The 21,346-nt window shown below is 62.9% G+C and carries 15 protein-coding genes; 1 reads left to right on the top strand and 14 read right to left on the bottom strand.

Annotated elements, in window-relative coordinates; all coding sequences use genetic code 11:
• Window positions 1–315 precede the first annotated feature (315 nt).
• From J3L12_RS08690 to nifJ, 11 genes are all read right to left on the bottom strand, one after another.
• The gene (locus J3L12_RS08690) at window positions 316–1,020 is read right to left on the bottom strand and encodes an ABC transporter ATP-binding protein (RefSeq protein WP_208014657.1); all 705 of its coding nucleotides are present in this window, start codon (window positions 1,018–1,020) and stop codon (window positions 316–318) included.
• A gap of 103 nt (window positions 1,021–1,123) precedes the next feature.
• Complete coding sequence (locus J3L12_RS08685) at window positions 1,124–1,840, bottom strand: ABC transporter ATP-binding protein (protein ID WP_208014656.1); 717 nt, start codon at window positions 1,838–1,840, stop codon at window positions 1,124–1,126.
• Window positions 1,833–2,744: a branched-chain amino acid ABC transporter permease gene (locus J3L12_RS08680; protein WP_208014655.1), complete on the bottom strand. Its 912-nt coding sequence runs from the start codon at window positions 2,742–2,744 to the stop codon at window positions 1,833–1,835. The genes J3L12_RS08685 and J3L12_RS08680 overlap by 8 nt, the downstream gene beginning before the upstream one ends.
• Complete coding sequence (locus tag J3L12_RS08675) at window positions 2,741–3,598, bottom strand: branched-chain amino acid ABC transporter permease (RefSeq protein ID WP_208014654.1); 858 nt, start codon at window positions 3,596–3,598, stop codon at window positions 2,741–2,743. Before J3L12_RS08675 ends, J3L12_RS08680 begins: the two co-directional genes overlap by 4 nt.
• Window positions 3,599–3,681: 83 nt before the next feature.
• Window positions 3,682–4,845 (bottom strand): ABC transporter substrate-binding protein, encoded by a 1,164-nt coding sequence (locus J3L12_RS08670; RefSeq protein WP_208014653.1) that lies wholly within the window; start codon window positions 4,843–4,845, stop codon window positions 3,682–3,684.
• 172 nt (window positions 4,846–5,017) lie between these two features.
• Window positions 5,018–5,425: a MaoC family dehydratase gene (locus J3L12_RS08665; protein ID WP_208014652.1), complete on the bottom strand. Its 408-nt coding sequence runs from the start codon at window positions 5,423–5,425 to the stop codon at window positions 5,018–5,020.
• On the bottom strand, window positions 5,422–6,234 hold the full coding sequence (locus tag J3L12_RS08660) for an alpha/beta fold hydrolase (RefSeq protein ID WP_208014651.1): 813 nt from the start codon (window positions 6,232–6,234) through the stop codon (window positions 5,422–5,424). Before J3L12_RS08660 ends, J3L12_RS08665 begins: the two co-directional genes overlap by 4 nt.
• Window positions 6,227–7,699: an AMP-binding protein gene (locus tag J3L12_RS08655; RefSeq protein WP_208014650.1), complete on the bottom strand. Its 1,473-nt coding sequence runs from the start codon at window positions 7,697–7,699 to the stop codon at window positions 6,227–6,229. Before J3L12_RS08655 ends, J3L12_RS08660 begins: the two co-directional genes overlap by 8 nt.
• The gene (locus tag J3L12_RS08650) at window positions 7,690–8,712 is read right to left on the bottom strand and encodes a 3-oxoacyl-ACP synthase (RefSeq protein WP_208014649.1); all 1,023 of its coding nucleotides are present in this window, start codon (window positions 8,710–8,712) and stop codon (window positions 7,690–7,692) included. The genes J3L12_RS08655 and J3L12_RS08650 overlap by 10 nt, the downstream gene beginning before the upstream one ends.
• Before the next feature lie 486 nt (window positions 8,713–9,198).
• On the bottom strand, window positions 9,199–10,224 hold the full coding sequence (locus J3L12_RS08645) for a dihydroorotate dehydrogenase-like protein (protein WP_208014648.1): 1,026 nt from the start codon (window positions 10,222–10,224) through the stop codon (window positions 9,199–9,201).
• Entirely contained in the window at window positions 10,221–13,796 is a 3,576-nt protein-coding gene (gene nifJ, locus J3L12_RS08640) for a pyruvate:ferredoxin (flavodoxin) oxidoreductase (protein WP_208014647.1), read from the bottom strand. The genes J3L12_RS08645 and nifJ overlap by 4 nt, the downstream gene beginning before the upstream one ends.
• A gap of 217 nt (window positions 13,797–14,013) precedes the next feature.
• Here nifJ and J3L12_RS08630 point away from each other — a divergent pair, with 217 nt between their 5' ends.
• A complete protein-coding gene (locus tag J3L12_RS08630) occupies window positions 14,014–16,776 on the top strand; it encodes a hypothetical protein (RefSeq protein WP_243455074.1) in 2,763 nt (920 codons plus the stop codon).
• Between the two features lie 370 nt (window positions 16,777–17,146).
• On the opposite strand, the gene J3L12_RS08625 is transcribed toward J3L12_RS08630, so the two are convergent.
• The 3 genes from J3L12_RS08625 to J3L12_RS08615 form a co-directional block, all read right to left on the bottom strand.
• Window positions 17,147–18,229, bottom strand: a complete 1,083-nt coding sequence (locus J3L12_RS08625; protein WP_208014646.1) for an ABC transporter permease — start codon at window positions 18,227–18,229, stop codon at window positions 17,147–17,149.
• A gap of 9 nt (window positions 18,230–18,238) precedes the next feature.
• The gene (locus tag J3L12_RS08620; RefSeq protein WP_208014645.1) at window positions 18,239–19,207 is read right to left on the bottom strand and encodes an ABC transporter permease; all 969 of its coding nucleotides are present in this window, start codon (window positions 19,205–19,207) and stop codon (window positions 18,239–18,241) included.
• A gap of 298 nt (window positions 19,208–19,505) precedes the next feature.
• The gene (locus tag J3L12_RS08615; RefSeq protein ID WP_208014644.1) at window positions 19,506–21,242 is read right to left on the bottom strand and encodes an ABC transporter substrate-binding protein; all 1,737 of its coding nucleotides are present in this window, start codon (window positions 21,240–21,242) and stop codon (window positions 19,506–19,508) included.
• Window positions 21,243–21,346: the final 104 nt, after the last annotated feature.

Genomic DNA, 21,346 nt, shown 5'->3' with positions numbered 1-21,346 from the left:
GATCAGCAGCAGGTCTTGCCAGCGATGATGGGTTTTCAAGTACTCGCGGGAATCGGGTATCTGGGCTAGATACGGCAACGGACTGGGGATGGAGACAGCTTTCATATGTGATTATGATAAAAGCCTGGGTGGGAAGTGGGGTGTAGACTTTGAAAACTCACCGCCTACCTGCCACCACCCACCCCCATCTCGTGCGTGGCTGAAAAGTGGCCGGAACCCTGTCACAGGTTTCAGGTCGCATGTCGCAGGCCGGAGAACCGCTGAGGCCGTCTTTTATGTGAAAGCTGGCCAGTACCGTGAATCCTCCTTACATGCTCACAAAGCCAGGTAGGCTTTTTGCACGCCTTCGTTGCTCGCAAGCTCCTGGGCGCTGCCCTGCAAGACCACCCTGCCGTGTTCCACCACATAGCCCCGGTCGGCTACCTCGAGGCTCAAAGCCACGTTTTGCTCCACCAGAAGTACACCCACCCCCTCCTTTTTCACCTGTGACAGGGTGCTGAGCACCTCCTCGGCCAGTTTGGGGGAGAGGCCCAGGCTGGGTTCGTCCACCATCAGGATGCGCGGTTTGCCCATCAAGGCGCGTCCGATGGCCAGCATCTGCTGCTCGCCCCCCGAGAGCGTACCGGCCATCTGCCCGCGGCGCTCGGCCAGACGGGGAAAAAGGGCGTAAATGCGCTCCAGCTGGTCAGATTTGCTGGGCCAGGCCAGGAAGGCAGCCCCCAGCAGGAGGTTTTCCTCCACGCTCATTAGCGAAAAAAGCTGGCGGCCCTCCGGCACGTGCCCCAGGCCCAGGCGGGCCCGTCTGGCCGCTGAAACCCCCAGCAAGCTCTGCCCATCCAGGGCAACGCTTCCCGACCAGGGCTTGAGAAGGCCGGAAATGGTACGTAGAGCGGTGGTTTTGCCCGCGCCGTTGGCGCCCAGCAGGGCTACGAGTTCGCCCTCGGCTACCTCGAGGCCCAGCCCGAACAAGACCTGTGCCTTGGCATAGCCTGCAGTCAGGTCGGTCACGGTGAGCTTCACGATGGCCTCCCTGATACCGCCGACGTGCGCTTTGGCAAAGCCTGGCGCTCACCCCTCGCTTCAGCGCATGCTTCTCGCTTTAGCGCGTGACCCTCGACCCTGCTCATGCACTCCTCCCCAGATAGGCTTCACGCACCCTGGCATTCGCCGCGACCTCCTCGTAGCGACCCTCGGCAATCACCTGGCCGTAGTCCATCACCACCACCCGGTCGGCCAGCGCCCGTACCACCGGCATCAGGTGCTCAATGAACAAAACCGTGACCCCGCTGGCCCGGGTGCGCTTAACAAGCTCCACCGCCTCCATGGCCTCTGCCGGGCGCAGGCCGGCCATCACCTCATCCAGGAGCAGCAGCCTGGGCTGGGTGCACAGCGCACGGGCGAGCTCGAGGCGCTTGTCCTCGAGCAGGGTCAGCTCCCCCGCTTCGGTGTCGGCTTTGCCGGTCAGGTCGGTCAGCTCGATGACCTGCTCAACCACTTGCCGGGCGGTCTTGAGGGAGGTGCCGGGCTTGCCGTAGAGGGCGCCTACCATCAGGTTCTCCCGCACGGTCATCTCGGGGAAGGGCTGCACAATTTGAAAGGCCCGCCCCAGCCCCTTCCAGGCCCGTACTTCGGGCGGGGCGTGGGTGATGTCCTCGCCCAGAAACTCGATCTGCCCGGCATCGGGGCGGATAAGGCCCGACAGCAGGTTGAGCAGGGTGCTCTTGCCGGCGCCGTTGGGGCCGATCACCGCCAGGATTTCGCCGCTGCGAACCTCGAGGGTCACCTCCCGGGCCGCCACCACCCCGCCAAAGCGTTTGCTCAAGCCGGCAACCCTAAGCATGGCGGGCTCCTTTGCGGCGGGCAAACAGGCTCATCAAACCCTTGGGGAGGAACAGGATGGTGAGTACCAGCACCACCCCGTACACCACCAGGTAGCCCTCACCGATGCGCAGGCGCAGCCAGGTCTCGAGGCTCACAATAATCAAGCCCCCCAGGAGCGGCCCGGTGGTGGTATAAAGCCCCCCAAAAATCGGAATCACCAGGGCCTCGACGGCCCGGCCCAGGCCGAAGGCATCGTAGGGCGAGAGAAACAGGGTCTTCATGGCGTACACCCCGCCCGCGAGCCCGGCCAGGAAGGCCGAGATCATGAACGTCACCAGCTTGACCCGCACCACCGGCACCCCCAGCACCCTGGCCACCGCTTCCCCTTGCCGGGTGGCCGCCATGGCGTAGTGAAGGCGGCTCCTGCTCAGGAGCAGGCTGGTCACGGTGCAGATGACCAGCACGGCCACCGCCAGGTAGTAGCCTCCCAGCGGGTAGGCCCCCCCAAAAGCAGGCTGTACCGGCAGGCCAATCGAGCCGCCGGTGAACTGTGCTTTGAGCACCAGTGTGCGCATCACCTCGCTGAAGGCCAGGGTGGCGATGGCGAAGTACATGCCGTGCAGCCGCAAGGTCGCGAGCCCCAGCAGCAGGCTAAAGAGCGCCGCTACCGCCCCCCCCACCAGAAGCGCGGGCACGGTTCCCAGCGCAGGGGCGCTCAGGGCGGCTGCGTAGGCCCCCAGCCCAAAAAAAGCCCCGTGGGCCAGCGAAAGTTGTCCCGTGCGGGCCAGCAGATCCCAGGCCAGCGCCAGGCCGCTGATCAAGAACGCGAATTGCGCTGTGTCCAGCGCGAAGGCCCGCCACTGGCCCAGGGGCAGCCCCGGCAACACCAGCGCCAGGAGCAGCAATACCGCCGCCAGCATCATGACAGCCTCCAGCTACGCCAGGTCAGGGCCAGAAAGATGACCAAAAAGAACACCGCCTCCACCCAGCCGCCCCCACCCGGTACGTATGTGCTCACAAAAGCCTCGGCCAGGGCCAGGATGATGGCGGCTGGAACCACGCCCCGCAGGTTGCCCAGACCGGCCATCACGATGATGGCAAAGGCTTTGAGGGTATAGGCAAAGCCCACAGTGGGGGAGGCGTACAGCATCACCGAGAGCATTACCCCGGCAATCCCGGCTAGCGCGGCGGAAAGGCCAAAGGCCAGCAGGTAAATCTGCTGGGTCTCGATGCCCAGCAAACCCGGCGCCAGGCGGTTCTGGGCCACCGCACGCACCGCAAAGCCCAGTCGGGTTTTGCCCAGGAACCAGTAGAGCGCACCCAGCAGGCCCACCGAGAGCACGAAAGCGGCAAAGGGCGGCACACCAAAGGAAATGCCGCCCAGGGCAATGGTCGCGCCTTGATAACTGGTGGAGACCACTCGAGTATCCGCGCCGAACAGCAGCAAGGCGATATTCTGGAGGGCTACGGAGATGCCAAAAGTCAGCAACATCTGGTTGAGCTCCGGTGCGGCCAGCACAGGCCGGATCAGGCCATAGTAGGTGATGGCCCCAACCAGAAACAGCACCAGGGCAGCCAGCCCCAGCGAGATCAGGGGGTCAATGCCCGCCCACACAAAGAGCAGGTACGACACAAAAGCCCCGATCATGGAGAACTCGCCGTGGGCAAAGTTCACAATACCCACCACGCCCACCGCCAGGGCCAGCCCACTGGCCACCAGCGCATAGATGCCGGCGGCCAGGATGCCGTTGATAAGGGTTTGTAGCAGTAAGTCCATAATTTCTGCCGATAGCCGATGGCCAATAGCTGATAGCAAAGGGGCTGTTTGGCTATAAGCCATTAGCTATCAGCTATAAGCCATCAGTAGTTCCCCGGGAACCGTAGCGGACGGGCAGCCCGACTGGCCGGGAAGACCGGACGACGCGAGCCTTCCAGGTACTGGAACTGTAGCCAGATGCTCTGGTTGAAGCCCTGGAAGCGGGTTCTGCCGGTATCCGAGGGTTTGAAGGAGAGGGGGCCGAAGGGGGTGCTCATCTGCACCTTGGCCAGCTCGGCAGCGATGCGATCCTTGTCGGCGGAGTTGGCGGCCTCGACGGCTTTGCCCAGGCTCAGGGCAATCACATAACCCATGGGCGCCATGTATTCGTCGGTAACCTCGCCAAACTTGCGGCGGTACTGGGTTACAAAACGGCGGCTTTCATTGTTGGCTACTGAGGGGAGCCAGGCCGTCATGCCGGCCACGTCGTTGGAAAGGGTGTTCTTCTCGAAGCCCACCGGCCAGGCTGGGGGTGCGCCGTAAATCAATTTGGGTTCCAGGCCCACCTGGCGGGTCTGGGCTGCAATGGGCAGCGCATCCACGTCGTAGCCAATCCAGTACAGGATGTCCGGTCGGAACCCCTTGAGGCGGGTCAGGATGGCCGTAAAGCTGCCGGAGCCCGACTTGAAGGCCTCGGCTTGCACGGTGTAGCCCTGGCGCTCGAGCTGCTGGCGGTAGGTCTGGATGCCAGCCGAGCCAAAGGGGCCGTCTTCGTAGAGGATGGCCACCCGCCGGGCGCCGCTGTCGTAGAGGTGCTTGAAGAACTCGAGGGCCGCCGCCACGTTGTGGTAGTCCCAGGGGTGATAGTGGAAGAAGCGCCCGTAATCGCTAAAAGCCTGTTCCACCACACTGCTGGCTGCGCCGATGCACAAAAACAGGGGGTTGTACTGCTTGACCGGGCCGGAGAGGGCAAAGGTTACCCCCGAGGCCAGTCCCCCGATCACGATGTCCACCCGATCCACCGTCATCAGCTTGGTCAGGGCCGGTACTGCGGTTGCGGGGGTGTTGCCGTCGTCCACCACCACCAGCTCGATCTTGACCTTGCCGCCTGCGTTGACCTCATCCACGCCCAACTGAACCCCGTTGAGCGCAGCTTTACCGGCCACCGTCGAGATGGGTAGCAGCACCCCGACCCGTACCGTGGTTTGGGCCAGCGCAAGGCCGGCCATGCCCAAAACTGCCAGAAGAACCACCAGAACTTTTCTCATGCCTTCCTCCTTCGAACCAAATTACTCAGCCACCCCTTTCCCCCTTCATGGGGGAAAGGGGCCGGGGGATTGGGGGTGTAAAGGCCCATGACCGCAAAAGCCAAGCGCATTTTCCCGCGCTCGCTTGCACGGGGGAAAGGGGCTGGGGGGTTGGGGGTATAAGGGTTCCTTGTCACGCGACAACCTCCTCGTACAAGACGGTGGCCTCTCCGCTGATGACCTGCTCACCCCGCTGGTTGGTGCATATGGTTTCCAGGGTTAGGATGGGCTTATCCTCGCGGATGGCCTTGACCGTCACGGTGGCCGTAATGGTGTCGCCGATGAAGGTGGGCCGCAAAAACTTCAGGGTCTGGCCCAGGTAAACGGCCCCTACCCCCGGTAGCTTGGTGCCGATGGCGGTGGAGATCAGCCCGGCTACCAGAATGCCCTGGGCGATGCGCTGCCCAAAGCGGCTCTTGCGGGCAAACTCTGCATCTACGTGCAGGGGGTTGGTGTCGCCCACTGCCCCGATGAACTGCGCGATGTGGGCTTCGCCGATGGTCTGGGTGTAGCTGGCCGAGTCGCCGACTTTGAACCTCATGCGTGAGCCTCCAAAAAAGCTGTGAGGTGCTGAACCAGAAGAGGGGTGTTTTCCAGGGCTGCGACGTGCCCTACGCCGGGAAGAACGCGGTGGATGGCCCCTGGAATGGCCTCGGCTATTTCCTGGCTATAGAGGGGCGGAAACAACAGGTCCTCCTCGCCCGAGAGCACCAGGGTGGGGGCTTTGATGTTTGCAAGCCGGGGCCGCAGGTCGCCCAGGGTTAGAAAGCCATTCATCAGATTGTGCTGGGCTTCCACACTGGGGGCTGCAAGGAACATCTGCTCGAGCGATGCGGGGGTGTCAATCTCCGGATGGGCCTCCAGAAAGGCCCGCCCCCAGATCCAGGGCAGTGCAATCTGCAAGCGACCCAGGGTGCCACCCCATTCCAGGGCCAGCTGCCAGCTTCGCACCTTGGCCCGGATCAAGGGGTCTACTCGAGCCGTGGTGCAGAGCAGAACCAGCCTCTGCAAGCCGCCGGGCTGCCGGGCTGCGTACACCTGGGCCACAATTCCCCCGTTGGAAAGCCCCAGCAGGTGGTAGCGCCCGATTTCCAGTTCCGTTAGAAGTGCGTGTAAGTCGTCGGCATGGAGTTCGGGGGTGTAGGGGCCTTCGGGTACGGCGCTCTGGCCCTGTCCGCGCATGTCGTAGCGCAGAACCGGAAAGCCATGCAGGTAGGGCATTAAGGGCTCCCAGGCCTCGGTGCGCTGGAAGATGCCGTTGAGCAGTACCAGGGTGGGACGGCCCTCTGGAGCATTTGAACCCTCGAGCCGGTAATAAAGCGTGGTGCCGTTGACGGTAGCGCTAGGCATGTTCCCCCTTGAAACGCGCAGCCAGCGCACTTTTGAGAATTTTGCCGGGGCCGCTTTTGGGTAGCTCGGGGGTGAAGAGAAAGTGCTTGGGCACCTTGTACCCGGCCAACCGGGTTTTCAGGTAGGCCCGTAGCTCCTCCTCGCTCACCGGGTTCTTGAGCACAATGGCGGCCAGCCCCACCTCGCCCCAGCGGGCATCGGGCACGCCCACCACCGCACACTCCAGCACTGCGGGGTGGTCGTAGAGGGCCCGTTCGACCTCGATGGGGTAGACGTTCTCGCCCCCGGAGATGAACATCTCCTTGGCCCGCCCCACAATGAAGTAGCGCCCTTGCTCGTCGCGCTCGGCAAGGTCGCCGGTGCGCAGCCAGAGGCGCCCTTCGTGCTCAATGAGCGCTTCGGCGGTGTCGGCGGGGCGGTGGAAATAGCCCGACATGACCACCGGCCCGGATAGCCAGAGCTCCCCTTGATGGGGGTTTTCCTGGCCGCTGGCATCTACCAGCCGGGCCCACAGGTGGGGCATGGGGCGGCCTACCGACTCGGGGAACTGCTCGGCTTCGTCGAGCTCGAGGGTAAAACAGTTCACGCCGCACTCGGTCAGGCCGTAGCCTTGCTTGAAGCGAACCTGCTTGGCCCTGAAGGCTTCGCGCACCGGGGCCGGACAGGGCGCCCCCCCCGAGATGGCCCAGCGCACGCTCTTTAAGTTGGCTGTGGCAAAGTCCGGGTGCAGCGCCAGCATCTGGAACATGGTGGGCACCAGGAACAACAGGCTCACCCGGTGTTCCGAAACCCAGTGCAGGTACTCGGCGGGGTCGAACTTTTCCTGAATAATCACCCGGCCCCCCAGGTAGAGTAATGGGGTCGCCAGGGCATTCAGGGCCGCATGGAACATGGGGGTCGAGACGATGTAGGCGTCGTCTTTTTGCAGGCCCCAGCTCAAGCAGGTCTGGAAGGCATTGACCAGCAACTGCCGGTATGGGATGAGCGCCCCTTTGGGCAGGCCGGTGGTGCCGCCGGTAAAGAGAATCAGGGCGGGGTCGTCGGGTGCTGCCTGGTAGGGCGAAAGGGTGCCGGGCGAAAGGGTTTGCAGCGCCTCGAGCGGCCAGGCCCCTGGGTCTAGCCGCCGGGCCAGGTCGGCGAAGTCCGGCCCGTAAAAGAGCGCCCTGGGGCGGGTGTACTCGAGCAGCCCCCGAAGCTCGGCTTCGCTCAGGCGGTGATTGAGCAGGGTGGGCACAAAGCCCAGCAGGGGCGCGGCAAAGTAGAGCTCGAGGTAGCCCAGATGGTTGAGGCTCAAAACCCCTACCCGGTCGCCTTTCTGAATACCCAGCCCGGCCAGCGACGCTGCAGCCCGCCGGGCTCGCCGGTACAGTTCGCCGTAGCTCACCCAGTGCCCGTGCCACCACACTGCCGGGCGGTCGGGGTGGTACTCGGCCAGGCGGGCCAGCCAGTTGGCGTTTAGCTCCATAGGCCCTCCGCTGCTTCCTCTTCCCAGCGCAACACCGCCGCGCCCCAGTGATACCCCACCCCTGCTGCGGCCAGCGCCAGCAGGCTGCCGGGCCCAATCTTGCCAGCCTGCCGCGCCAGTTGCACCGAGAGGATGGGGTCAATCTGGCCCAGGTGCCCGTAGTCCGAAAGGTAAATCGAGCGTTCCGCCCCCAGCCCCAGGCCCTCGAGCACCGCTTTGTGCGCGGAAGGCTTCATGTGCAGCAGCGCCAGATAATCCAGGTCGGCGGCGGTGTAGCCAGCCTGTCGCAAGGACCCGTTGATAACCTCCATAAAACCGGGTATGGAGACCCCCTCGAGCCGCGATTTCATCAGTTCCGGTTCGGCCACGCGCAGCTTGTACTGGTCGGTGTTGGTGGGGGTAAGCGGGGCCACCGTGCCGCCCACCGGAACCCGGACGGTGTTGGCCAGCACGGGGTCGGTCTTGAGCTGCGTGGATAGCAGCCTCAGGCCCGGCCCCAAGCGGGTCAGAACGGCAGCGCCCCCTCCTGCGGCCAGGTCGTACATGAAGCGCACCGACTCGTCCCGGTAGTCAATCAGGTCGCCGTTGCGGTAGCCGCCTGCAACCAGGATGGTCTCGATTTCGGGGCGGCTGGCAAAAAGCCCCTCGGCCACGGTCAGGGCGGTGATAAAGGTGGCGCATTTCTGATTGAGGTCGAAGCACCAGGCGCGGTGGGCGTCCAGCATCTGGGCCATCAGGGGTGCGCTGGTCCAGACCGGGAAGTCCTTGTGCTCGTCGGTAATGCTGATCACCACGTCCAGCTCGGCCCCGCCGAGACCGGCTTCCTTCAGGGCTTCCTGAGCAGCCCAGGCCCCCATCCGGGCCGGGTGGTCGTCGGGGCCCGGCACGGGCTTCTGATGGATGCCCAGCTTCTCCCGCACCACCCACTCCGGCAGCCCACTGGCCGCAGCGATTTCGCCGCTGGTCATGCGCGGTGCTGGTAAATAGACCCCTAGGCCCCGAAGGTACGCCATCTCGAACCTCAAAACTTGATTGAGGTGAGTTTACCCAGGGGTTGTTACAAGGTTGTTACACTCAAACGACTAATGCCTAAATTTACCTGGATAGTTATTTTTGAGTGGGATTCCTATACCCCTCATTCGGCGACACCCCAGATGCAGTTAATGATGTCTCCGACAGCATTCTCCTAAACTGCTGACGGGGTGTCGCCACCTTCTCCCGCAAGGGGAGAAGGAAAGCGGTACTGGTAGATTTGGCATAAGTGGTTATTGATAAGAAATCCTTCCGATCTAGTCCTTTAGCGTCCTCTGGCTTTGCTCAAAAGGGTTTTCTGTATCCCGATAGCGGACGTGGAGATTGTCGGGGCGGGGAGGGTTCTCGAGTTCCAGCCTGGAGCGGCGTTGGTGTTTGGTCAGTTGCTTGAACCTATCGTAGCGGATGGACTCATGCAGAGTTCTTATGAGACCAAGCATGCTAACTGAAGCGACGATTGGTCATCCTCACCTTAGCAGCATCCCCGTGGGGTCGGGCCGCCAGGAGCGCAGCACCTTCATGTAGTTGCCGCGCTCGAAGGCGTCGGGGTTGGCGACGTTAATCTGGCTCATGCTGCCCTGCATCTGGCGGATGGACTCGTACTCGCGCTCTTCCATCCAGCGCACCAGGTCTTGCAGGATTTCCCGGATGCGGCCCAGGCCGTTTTTGAGCAGCTCCGAGGCCATCATGGTCACTTTGGCGCCGGCCATCATGCTCTTGAGCACCTCGAGGTGCGTGTGTACCCCACTGGTAATGGCAAAGTCGGCCTGGATGCGCCCGTACAGGATGGCCACCCAGGTGAGCGGCAGGCGTAACTCGTCGGCACGGCTCAGCACCAGGTTGGGGGTGACTTCCAGGTGCTCGAGGTCGAAGTCGGGCTGGTAAAAGCGGTTGAAAAGCACCAGGCCCGAGGCCCCAGCCTGCACAAACCGGGCGGCCATGTGGCTGAAGTTGCTGAAGTAGGGCCCTACCTTTACCGCAATGGGAATGGAAACGCTCTGGCTCACGTCCCGCACCACGTCCAGGTACATCTCCTCGACCTCGAGGCTGGTCAGGGTGGGGTCGGTGGGGAGGTAGTACAGGTTGAGCTCGAGGGCGTCGGCCCCGGCCTCCTCCATCAGCCTGGCATACTCTATCCAGCCGCCCGACGACACCCCGTTGAGGCTCCCGATGATCGGAATGTGCGTGGCCTCCTTGGCCTTGCGAAGAAGCTCCAGGTACTCGTGGGGCCCCACGTTGAACTCGTGGGCTTTGGGGAAGTAGTCCAGGGCCTCGGCGTAGCTGTGGGCGCCGTACTCGAGGTAATGGTGCAGGGCGTGGCTCTCCTGCTCAATCTGCTCCTCAAAGAGCGAGTACATCACCACGGCGGCAATGCCTGCGTCTTCCAGTCTGCGGATACCATCCAGGGTATACGAAAGGGGCGAGGCCGAAGCAACGAGCGGGTGGGCTAGCTTCAGCCCCAGGTAGGTGGTGCTGAGGTCGGGCTGGGTCATACTTCCTCCGTTGCTTTTGCAGGGGTCTGGACAGCAGTCTCTGGTGCATGGGACTGGGCCATCTCTTCGTAAATTTTCCAGCGGGCCAGGACTGCCTCCTGGGCGGCCTGGAACATCTTTTCGGCCTCTGGGTTGATTTGCCTTAGCATCCGGTAGCGGTTTTCGTGCAGGGCGTAGTCCTTGAAGCTAATCCTGGGGGGCCTCGAGTCGAGCTGGAAGGGGTTTTTACCCTGGGCCTGGAGGCGGGGGTCGTAGCGGTACAGCGGCCAGTAGGCCGATTCGGCAGCGAGCCTTTGTTGTTCCATGCCCTTGGCCATATCAATACCATGAGCGATGCAATGGCTGTAGGCAATAATCAGCGCCGGGCCATCGTAACTCTCCGCTTCCAGGAAGGCCCTGACCGTCTGGGCGTCGTTGGCGCCCATGGCCACCTGGGCCACATACACATAGCCATAGTTCATGGCGATGCGTCCCAGGTCTTTTTTGGGTGTCGCCTTGCCGCCGGAGGCAAACTTGGCCACCGCGCCCAGCGAGGTGGCCTTGGAAGCCTGCCCCCCGGTGTTGGAATAGACCTCGGTGTCGAGCACCAAGAGCTTCACGTTGCGCCCGCTGGCCAGTACATGATCGAGGCCGCCAAAGCCGATATCGTAGGCCCAGCCGTCGCCCCCCACAATCCACACCGACTTGCGCACCAGCACGTCGGCCAGGCTCAGCAGATCCCTGGCTTTGGGGTCGCCCTGCCCTTCCAGGCGCGACTTTAGCAGGGCAACCCGGGCCCGCTGGGCCGCGATTCCGGCCTCGTCGGACTGGTCGGCCTCCAGCAGGGCATCTACCAGTTCGGCGCCCAGGGTTTCTTGCATCTGGCCCAGCAGTTCGCGGGCGTACTCGTTTTGCTTGTCCAGGGTCAGGCGCATCCCCAGGCCAAACTCGGCGTTGTCTTCAAAGAGCGAGTTGCTCCAGGCCGGGCCGCGCCCCTCGCGGTTTTTCGCCCAGGGGGTGGTGGGCAGGTTGCCCCCGTAGATGGACGAGCAGCCGGTGGCGTTGGCAATCAGGCTGCGCTCCCCAAAGAGCTGGCTCAAAAGCTTCAGATAGGGGGTCTCGCCGCACCCGGCACAGGCCCCGGAGAACTCGAAGAGCGGTTGCAGGAGTTGCACATTCTTGACGTTGTTGAAACTCAAACTGTCGTGGCGGGGGTAATCGGGCAGGCTCAGGAAGAAGTCCCAGTGCTGTCTGCCCTGTTCACGCAGGGGGAGCTGAGGGGCCATGTTGATGGCCTTGCGCCCCACCTGGCTCTTGTTCTTGGCCGGGCAAACCTCCACACACAGCGAGCAGCCTGTGCAGTCTTCTACCGCCACCTGAAGGGTATAGCGCTGGTCTTCCAGGCCCTTCCACATGGCTTTGGCGGTCTGGAAGCCCTCGGGGGCGCTGGCGAAAGCCTCCGGCGGGGCAATTTTCGAGCGAATAACTGCATGAGGGCAGACCAGCACGCACTTACCGCACTGAATGCAGACCGCCGGGTCCCAGACCGGCACCTCCTGGGCGATGTTGCGCTTCTCCCACTGGCTGGTGCCGGTGGGGTAGGTGCCATCGGGGGGCAGGGCGCTCACCGGGAGCAGGTCGCCCTTGCCCGCCAGCATGGGCGCGGTGACCTTTTGCACGAACTCGGGCGCCTCGGGCGAGACCACCGGGGGCAGGTGACGGTTACTGGTAGCGCTGCCGGGCACTTCCACCGGGTAGAGGTGGGCCAGCGCGGCATCCACTGCCGCAAAGTTTTTGCGCACCACGGCCTCGCCGCGTTTGCCGTAGGTCTTGCGGATGGCCTCCTTAATTTTGCCGATGGCCTCTTCGCGTGGAAGTACGCCCGACAGGGCAAAGAAGGCCACCTGCATCACCGTGTTCATCAGGGTGCCGAGCCCCACTTCGCGGGCTACCTGGTAAGCGTTGATGGTGTAGACCTGGAGCCGTTTCTGGATGATCTGCTGCTGGACCTCGAAAGGCAGGTGGTTCCAGGTCTCGGCGGGGCTGTAGGGGCTGTTAATGAGCAGGGTGGCCCCTTCGCGGGCGTTCTCGAGCACGTCGTAGCGCTCGAAGAAACCAAACTGGTGCACTGCCACAAAGTCGGCCTCCTGAATCAGGTAGGTGCTCTTGATGGGCTTGGGGCCAAAGCGCAGGTGGCTGATGGTGCGGGCCCCGGACTTTTTGGAGTCGTAGACAAAATAACCCTGCGCGTAAAAGTCGGTTTCCTCGCCGATAATCTTGATGGAGTTTTTGTTGGCCCCCACGGTTCCATCCGACCCCAGCCCCCAGAACACCGAGCGTTTGACCTCAGGCGGTTCGATAGAGAGATGAGGGTCGTAAGGCAGGCTGGTATGAGAGATGTCGTCGTGGATACCCAGGGTGAAGTGGTTTTTGGGCGAGGGTTTTTTCATCTCCTCCAGGAGCCCAATCAGCATGGCGGGGGTGAACTCTTTGGAGGATAGCCCATAGCGACCTCCCACTACGGTGGGCCGCTTGTCGGGAAGGCCCTCGGCCAGGGCCGTGACCACATCCTGGTACAGCGGCTCGCCGGCGCTGCCGGGCTCCTTGGTGCGATCGAGCACGGCGATAACCCGGGCACTCGCCGGAACCGCCTGCACGAAGGCTTCCACGCTGAACGGGCGATAGAGCCGTACCTTGATGAGCCCGACCTTCTCGCCCCTGGCTTGCAGGTACTCGATGGTCTCCTGAGCGGTCTCGGCCCCCGAGCCCATCAGCACCACCACCCGCTCGGCATCCGGTGCCCCGAAGTAGTCGAATAGCCTGTACTGTCGTCCGCTGCGCTCGGCCAGGCGGTTCATGTAGGCCTGTACGATGGAGGGCACCTTCTGGTAATAGGGGTTAACGGTTTCCCTGGCCTGGAAATACACATCCGGGTTCTGCGCGGTTCCACGCAGAACCGGGTGGTCGGGGGAAAGGGCCCGGGCGCGGTGGGCCCGGATGAACTCTTCGTTGATCAAAGCCCTGAGGTCGTCATCCGAAAGGGCCTCAATTTTCATCACCTCGTGGGAGGTGCGAAACCCATCCATCACGTGCAGGAAGGGAATCCGGCTCTCCAGGGTGCTGGCCTGGGCCACGAGGGCAAAGTCCTGGGCTTCCTGTACCGAACCCGCAAACAGCATGGCCCAGCCGGTGGCCCGGGTGGCCATGACGTCCGAATGGTCGCCAAAGATGGAAAGCCCCTGGGCTGCAATCGAGCGAGCCGCAATGTGAAAGACCGTGCTGGTGAGCTCGCCCGCAATCTTGTACATGTTGGGGATCATCAGCAGCAGGCCCTGGCTGGCGGTGAAGGTGGTGGTGAGCGCCCCGGTTTGCAAGGCTCCGTGCACGGCCCCGGCAGCACCCCCTTCAGACTGCATCTCCTGTACTAGAGGTACCGTGCCCCAGAGGTTTTTCTGGCCCAGGGCGCTCCACTGGTCGGCAAACTCGCCCATGGGGGAGGATGGGGTGATGGGGTAGATGGCAATGACCTCGTTGAGCTTGTAGGCGATTCTGGCAACGGCCTCATTCCCGTCTACCGTGATGACTTGTGGCATGATGGCCTCCTAGCAAAGAACCTAGCTCAAATCTGGGCTTTTCCCAAGGGACACATTGCCCATCGCTGCAAAGCTACTGAGCACGGTTGCGACAATGGCACAAGGAGTATCGAACCCAACAACCAGCACACCTGCCACCGAGAGGGTTAGTGGATGAGCAGGGAAGAAACCCAGCCTCAAATCCGGCATGTGGCCTGGGCGGGTAAACTAAAGTTCCATGCCCTACCGTGTACCCAAAAGCCGATTGCTGCCCCCCCGTACGGCTCGAGAGGTGGATCGGCTGCGTTTGCATGAGGTGCTGAACCAGGGTTTTGCCAGGAGCCCTGTGCTGGTGCTGGCGGCGGGGGCTGGGTACGGTAAATCCACTTTGTTGGCGGGCTGGCCGGGGGTCTGGCTCACCCTGGGAGTAGACTGCTCAGACCCAGTGGTGTTGGGCTGGCACCTGGTGGAAGCCTACAGCCAGTGGATGACTGAGCGGTCAGAGGCCGTACAGGCCACGCTCGAGGCCGGTAGGCGCGAGCCTGCTGGAAATTTCACGTGGAATCAGGCACCACAGCGGATGCCTCGTTTTACGCTCGAGGCCGGTAGGCGCGAGCCTGCCTGGAGCGGTGGGTTTATGCAAGATGCATTGCGCGAGACACGTCTTGCGCTCGAGCGTGGGGCATGGGCCAGTGCGGGCGAGGCGTTCCTCGAGGCCCTGGGCGATCTGCCACCCCACCTGCTGGTGCTGGACGAGGCCCAGCGGGCCGCCAGCCGCGAGTCTGTGGCCTTGCTGCGAACCCTGACCCAGCTTCCGGGGCTGCGCGTGGCCATACTCACCCGCCGGGCCGCTCCCTGGGAGGTGCTGGGGCGGGTGCTGGATGAGCGCGAGCTGGCTTTCGATGCCGAGGAGGCATTGCGGCTTGGCAGAGCCATTGCCCCCGAGCTGCCCGCTTTTGAGGTGGAGCAGGCCCACAGCCTGGTGCGCGGCTGGCCCCTGGGGCTGCGTTTGTTGCTGCGGGCCATGCAGCGGGGCGCCAAGCCGGAACAGGCTTTCTATGCCCACCCCGACCCCGAAGGACTGCTGGCCATTCTGCTGCCCGCGCTGCCAGAGGGGGTGCAGCAGCTTGCCGCCAGGGCCAGTGTGCTGGGGGAGCTGGGGGCAGAGGAGGCCCGCTGGCTCGGCGACCTGGAGGCGCTGGAGCCCTATGCAGCCGACCTGCTGCTGGAAAAAGTGGGCGGACGCATTCGCTTTCACCCCCTGGTGCGGCAGGCCCTATTGACCTTGCTGGAGCCGGGCGAGGTGCGAAACCTGTTGTCCAGGGCCGCCGATACCGCCCTGCAGCGGGGGGAGGATGTGCAGGCTGCGGGGTATTTGCTCGAGGCCGGGCGTCTGGGCCACGCAGCCGACCTGGTGATGAGCCGGGGCGAAGCCTGGCTTACCCGTGGGCTCACCTACACGCTGCTGGCCATGCTCGAGCGCCTGCCCGAAAACATGCTGCACACCCGCCCTGCCCTGCGCTTTTTGCACGGCGAGGCTTTGCGGCAAGCCGGACGCTATGCGGAGGCCGAACAGGTTTATCAGCAAGCCCTGGAAGGTGGCCTAGAGCGGGCTTTGCTGGGCCTGTCGCGGTTGTACCTTGATACGGTCGAGCCGGCCAGGGCGCAGGGTTATTTGCTGGCGGCCAGGGCGCGTTTCCCTGAAGAAGTGGCCCCATTATGGGCCGAAAATTTGCTCAACTCGGGTAGGGTTCAGGAGGCCATAGCCCTGGGCCTCGAGGGCCCCCGGGTTTGGCTGCGCAGCGGGCAGCCGGAACGCGCCCTGAACGAGCTACGGCAATGGGAGTCCGCAACCACAGCGCGAGCCCCGCAAAACCACCGCGAAGGCACCCTGCTGCTGGCCCTGCTGGAAGCTGTGGCGGGCGATGCCAGGGCCGCCGAAACAGCCGCCCGACGGGGGCGGCGTGAGGGAGAGACCCTGGGAAGCCCGTTTGTGGTGGCCCTGGCCGAGGCGCGGCTCGGCCATGCGCTGCTGGCGCAGAACCGCTGGCAGGAGGCCGCCGAAGCCTACCGACGCGCGCTCTCGCTTTCGCAAGGAGGCCCCTCGAGGCTACAAGTGGAGCCCCTGGGGGGCCTGGCTGCCCTGGGAGAGCAAAAAGCATTTGGCGAGATGGTTCGCTTTGCCCGCGAGTCAGGCGACGCCTGGGTCGAAGCCTTCATGACCCTGATGGCCGCCCAGGCCCACCTGCGTCGGGGCCAGGCGTTCGCCCTGCCCGCCCTGGCCGGGGTGGATGACCCCTTTTTGCTGACGCTGGCCGAACATGCTTCCTGGCAAAAGAGCGCCGTTGTGCTGTTGGAGCGCTACCCCTTCCTGAGCAAACCCACCCTGTTTGCCCCGCCCCCACACCTGAGCCGCAGGCTCTGGTGGGAAGCCGGAAGGCTGAACCTGCCTTACCACCCAGGGGTCTGTGTCGAGGTGCGGGCGCTGGGCACCCTGCGGGTGCGGGTGGGCTACCAGGAGGTTCGATTCAAGCGGGAGAAAACCCGGGTTTTGCTGGCTTTGCTGCTGGTGCGCGACTGGAGCAAGGAAGCGCTTATGGAGGCCCTCGAGGTGTCCGACGGGGAGTTCAGGGTGCTGTGGTCGGAGCTTTTGAACACCCTGGAACCGGGGCGGCCCAGCCGTGCACCGGGGTACTTCTTGAAGCCGTATGCCCTGGCGGACGTACCCGAAATCTGGGTGGACTTGCGGCACCCCACCGATGAGGAGACCCTGCCCTTTGAGGGGATGGATCACCCCGAAATTGACCGTTTCAGGGCGGCCTGGCAGCAAAATTTGTTACAAAGGTACCGCCAGAGCGAGTCGCCCGCCGACTGGCTGCGGGGTTTGAAGCTCGAGCCCCTCGACCAAAACCTGTACGCTCGCCTGTTGCAAACCGACCTGCGCCTGGAAGCCGAGCGCATTTATACGCAGGCCATAAGGGAGCTCGAGTTAGAAACCTAGCGGTCTGGTAAGTAAATTTATGTGTCATTCTGAACGTAGCGAAGAGAAGTGAGGAATCTGATGTGCTTCAGTCCACTGTAATCACTGTCCCTTTGTAGAGCCAGATTCCTCGTTGCACTGCGTGCGCCTCGGAATGCATTGCGAGGAGGCCGGAGGCCGACGAAGCAATCCAGAGGAGGCTTACCCACCGTTCGGCCGGGTAGCGTGAACTGGATTGCTTCGCATCCGGCAGATGCTCGCAATTAAACCCTGGACTCCAGTGAAGAGAGAATGCAGGGGCAACTCTAAGACGGTGAAATCGGTTATGACCTCGAGGGTTCGATTCTTTCAGCTGATCCTGGCCTCGCTGCGTTCTAAGCTGCCCCGCACCTCAGTCCGTTTGCCGCACATCGGCCGCATCCCGCAGCGCATCCCCCAGAAAGTTGTAGGCCAGCACGGAGATAAAAATCAGAATACCGGGCGTCAGGAGCCAGGGGTAGAGCGAAAGCGACTGGAAGTTTTGCGCGTCTTTCAGGAGGAGCCCCCAGCTGGCCATGGGCTCCTTGATGCCCAGCCCTAAGAATGAGAGCGCCGATTCTCCGATGATGTAGCCAGGCAGGGCCAGGGTAGCGGTCACGATCAGATAGCTACTTAAGTTGGGCACGATGTGCCGCAGGATGATGCGCAGGTTGGAAGCCCCCTGGGCCACGGCAGCCGTCACGTAGTCCACCTCGCGCAGCGCCAATACCTGCCCCCGCACCACCCGTGCCAGCCCCGCCCAGCCTATGAACGAGAGCACCCCAATAATGCCCAGATAGACGTAGGTACTCGGCCAGCTTGCCGGAATTACCGTCGAGAGGGCCATCAGGATGGGCAGGCGTGGAATGGAGAGCAAGACCTCGGTGGTGCGCTGGATCAGGGTGTCCACCCAGCCGCCAAAGTAGCCCGAAATTCCTCCCAGCAGAATCCCAATTGCAAAGGAGATCAGCACCCCAATCACCCCCACCGTGAGCGAGACCTGTGAGCCAACCAGGATGCGTGAAAACAAGCAGCGCCCAAACTGATCGGTGCCCAGCGGAAAAAAGTAGCCCTCGGACTCCGGGACGCCAAACAGGTGCCAGTTGGTTTTGAGCCCCAGAAAGCGGTAGGGCTCCCCCTGGGCGATAAAAAAGCGGATGGGGGTGGGGCGGCTCTGGTCTTCCCGGTAGCTGCTGATGAAGGTTACCGGGTCGCGTTCGCGCTTGAGCTGGTAGACGTAGGGCCGAACCGGACGGCCATCCCGAAAGAAGTAAATGCGCTGGGGTGGCTGGTAGACGGCATCGGGGTGCTGGACGGTCAGGTTGTAGGGGGCCAGAAATCCGGCAAAAAACGCTACCCCATACAGCACCAGCAGCACCACACCGCTGATCACGCCGGGTTTGGAGTGCAGGAAGCGCCGCCAGGCCAGATAGAGGGGGTTGTTGCGTTTATCCATGCCGAACCTCTACTCGTAGCGAATGCGGGGGTCTACCCAGGCCAGCAGGATGTCGGCCAGCAGGTTCCCCACCATCAAGAGCACCGCCGATAGCATCAGCAGGGCCATCACCACGTACTGATCCTTGTTCAGCAGGGAGTCGTATAAAAAGGGGCCGATGGTGGGCAGGCTCAGGACAATCGAGGCGATGATGGTGCTGGATATGAGGGTGGGGAGCTGGAGCCCGGCCAGGCTGATGAGCGGGTTGATGGCGTTGCGCACGGCATGTTTCCAGAGCACCACCCGCTCGGCGAGCCCTTTGGCGCGGGCGGTGCGGATGTAGTCCTGGTTTAAGACATCCAGCAGGTTGGCCCGCATCTGTCGCATGATGGTGGCGGTGCCGTCGAGCCCAATCACGATGAGGGGAATCCAGAGATGCCCCAGCATGTCCCGGAACTTAGCCCAGCTCCAGGGGGCATCAATGTACTGTGGGCTGAACAGGCCTCCCACGGCGGTACCCCCGCTCACGAGCACCAGATAGATGAGCAGCAGCGCTACCAGAAAATCGGGGGTGGCCAGCCCAAAGTAGCCCACGAAGTTGAGGGCGGTGGAGGAGGGCCCGTAGCGGTTCAGGGCGGTGTAGATGCCCAGCGGGATGGCAATCACCCAGGTAGCCAGAATGGTCAGGGCGGCCAGAAAGACCGTCCAGCCCATGCGCTCCCAGATCAGCTCGGAGACCGGGCGGCTATTCAGGAACGAGTAGCCGAAATCGCCGCGCATAATGCCCCCCAGCCAGTGGAGGTACTGCACCCAGACTGGCTGATCCAGCAGATACTGTCGGCGGATGTTCTCGACGGTCTCGCGGCTGACTCGAGGATCCTCGAGCAGGTTTTCCAAAAAACCCCCGGGCTGGAGCTGGATAACCGCAAACACCAGCACCGATATGAGGAGCAGGGTGGGTATGGCCACCAGGATGCGCCGCAGAACAAAATTAAACATCCGGCAACTCAACTCCTACCATCGAACCGATTTTCCTTGATCCGATTACCCAGGGATGGGTTGGTCAGGAACTTGGGCTCTAACATGGTTGCTTGAACCGTTGGCCCAGTGTGCACTATCAAACCTAGCGTTGAATGTGAACCACCAGGGCAACACCTAGGTTTTGATCCGGTCTGGCGTCAGTATTTGAAGCCAGATACGTGAGAGGTAGTCCAGGGAGTCGCTTTGTGTGGTGAGACTCGAGGTTCCCTGAACTACCTCCTCCAGAGCCCAGTCGGCTGGTCAGGAATGGGCTCGACTACCGCTGGAACATCAAAACCAGGGGGTTGAAGCCGGGGATTACCCCCAGGCTGTAGATGTAGTTGCCATAGCGGTTAGAAACAGCGCCCACTGCGTACTCCTTGGCAATCACGATGACCTGAGCTTCACGCGCCACGATGGCCTGCCAGCGGTCGTAGAGGGCCTTGCGCTGGGTGAAGTTGGTGGTGCTGGCGGCGCGTTCCCACAGGTCGTAAATCTCCCGCTCCCAGGGCAAAAAGTTATTGAACTGCGGCTGTCCGCCGGGGGTGGTGGGCTGGGTGGCCTGGTGCCAGTAGTAAAGGGCCCCGCCCGGCTTCCAGATGGGGGTGCGCAACTCGGGGTCGGGCTGGTCGCCCAGTCCCAGGAGAATCACCTCCCAGTCCTGGCCCCGTCCGGTGGCCAGCAGGTTGGCCGCCAGGATGCCCTGCAGGTTGACCTTAACGCCTACGCGCTGGAAGTCGTTTTGCAGGATGGTGGCGATGGCCGTAAAGACCGCGGAGTTGGAGCCGTAGGTAAGGGTGAACTCGAGGGGTCTACCGCTGGGCAAGCGCCGGATGCCATCGGCGCCCCGGGTTAGCCCAAGCTTATCCAAAGCTGCGTTAGCGGCGTTCAGGTCGAACCGGCCTTGCAGGCGAGGGACTTCTGGATAAAACCACTCCGAGAGAGGGGCTACCCCATAGCTGGCCCGCTCGGCCAGGCCGTTGTACACGTCCTCGATGATTCGCTCGCGGTTGACCGCAAACTGCATGGCCCGGCGGAAGTCCGAGTTCTTGAACAGCGCGGCCAGCTCGGGGTTCTTGGCGTTGTAGTTGAAGCCGATGTGGGGGGGTGAGCCAAATAGGGCCCTGAACTGCACCACCCGGAAGGGGGCCCCCTGGGTCTCGCGGCGCTTGAGGTCGGGGAACTCTGCGCCGGTGATGTTAATCTGGCCCAGGTTGCCGGCCAGGAACTGCGCGACACGGGCCTGGGAGTCGGTGATGATCAGGTACTGGAGCTGGTCGAGGTAAGGCAGGGCGTTGCCTGCAGCATCGCGCTTCCAGTAGTTGGGGTTCTTGACCAGCGTAACCTGCTGCCCCGGGGTGTAGCTGCGCAGACGGAAGGGCCCGGTGCCCACCACTTCCTCGGGGTTGACGTTGGTGGGCCAGGCCGTGTTGATTTCAGCCCGGGGCTTGCCTCCTTCCTGGCTGAAAGGTAGCAGTTTGTGCTTGGGCATAATGGGCAGCCGCATGTAGTGGATGAAGGCCGGGGCCGGTTTGGGCAGGGTAAAGCGCACCCGGAAATCGCCCAGCTTTTCGACCCTGACCCCCTCGAAGTTGGCGGCATCGCCCCCCCTGGCCTCGGGGTTGGCCACAATCTGGGTGTAGGTGAACACCACATCATCGGCGGTGAAGGGGCGGCCATCGTGCCAGCGCACGTCACGCCTGAGGTCGAAGGTGTAGACGCGGCTTTCGCTGATGGTCCAGCGCGACGCCAGGGCCGGCTCGATCTGGTAGTTGGCCAGGTTGTACTCAATCAGACCGTCGAACATCTGATTGGTCAGGTTTTGAATGGCGGCGTCAATGGCCCCGTAGTAGAAGAAGGTTTGGGGGGCGCTAGCTAGAGCCAGGGTCAGGCTACCGCCCGGCTTGCCGGCGGTAACGCCCAGGTTGGTGTAGGCAGGCATGGTTTTGGGCTGCGCCAGGGCCAGACCTCCTGCTGCAAGACCGGCGGCTATGAGCCACAAGAGCTTTTTCATGGTCTCCTCCGTATAGTTCTCGAACCCGAGGGGAACGTTGCTTTGGTTCAAGGGGAGTATACGCTAAGCAAGATTGGTATGCAAGTGGTATAATGTAGGATAAC

The organism is Meiothermus sp. CFH 77666 (genome assembly GCF_017497985.1).
In the GTDB taxonomy this organism is placed as follows: Bacteria; Deinococcota; Deinococci; order Deinococcales; family Thermaceae; genus Meiothermus.
This window is presented reverse-complemented; position numbering and strand designations above follow the sequence as displayed.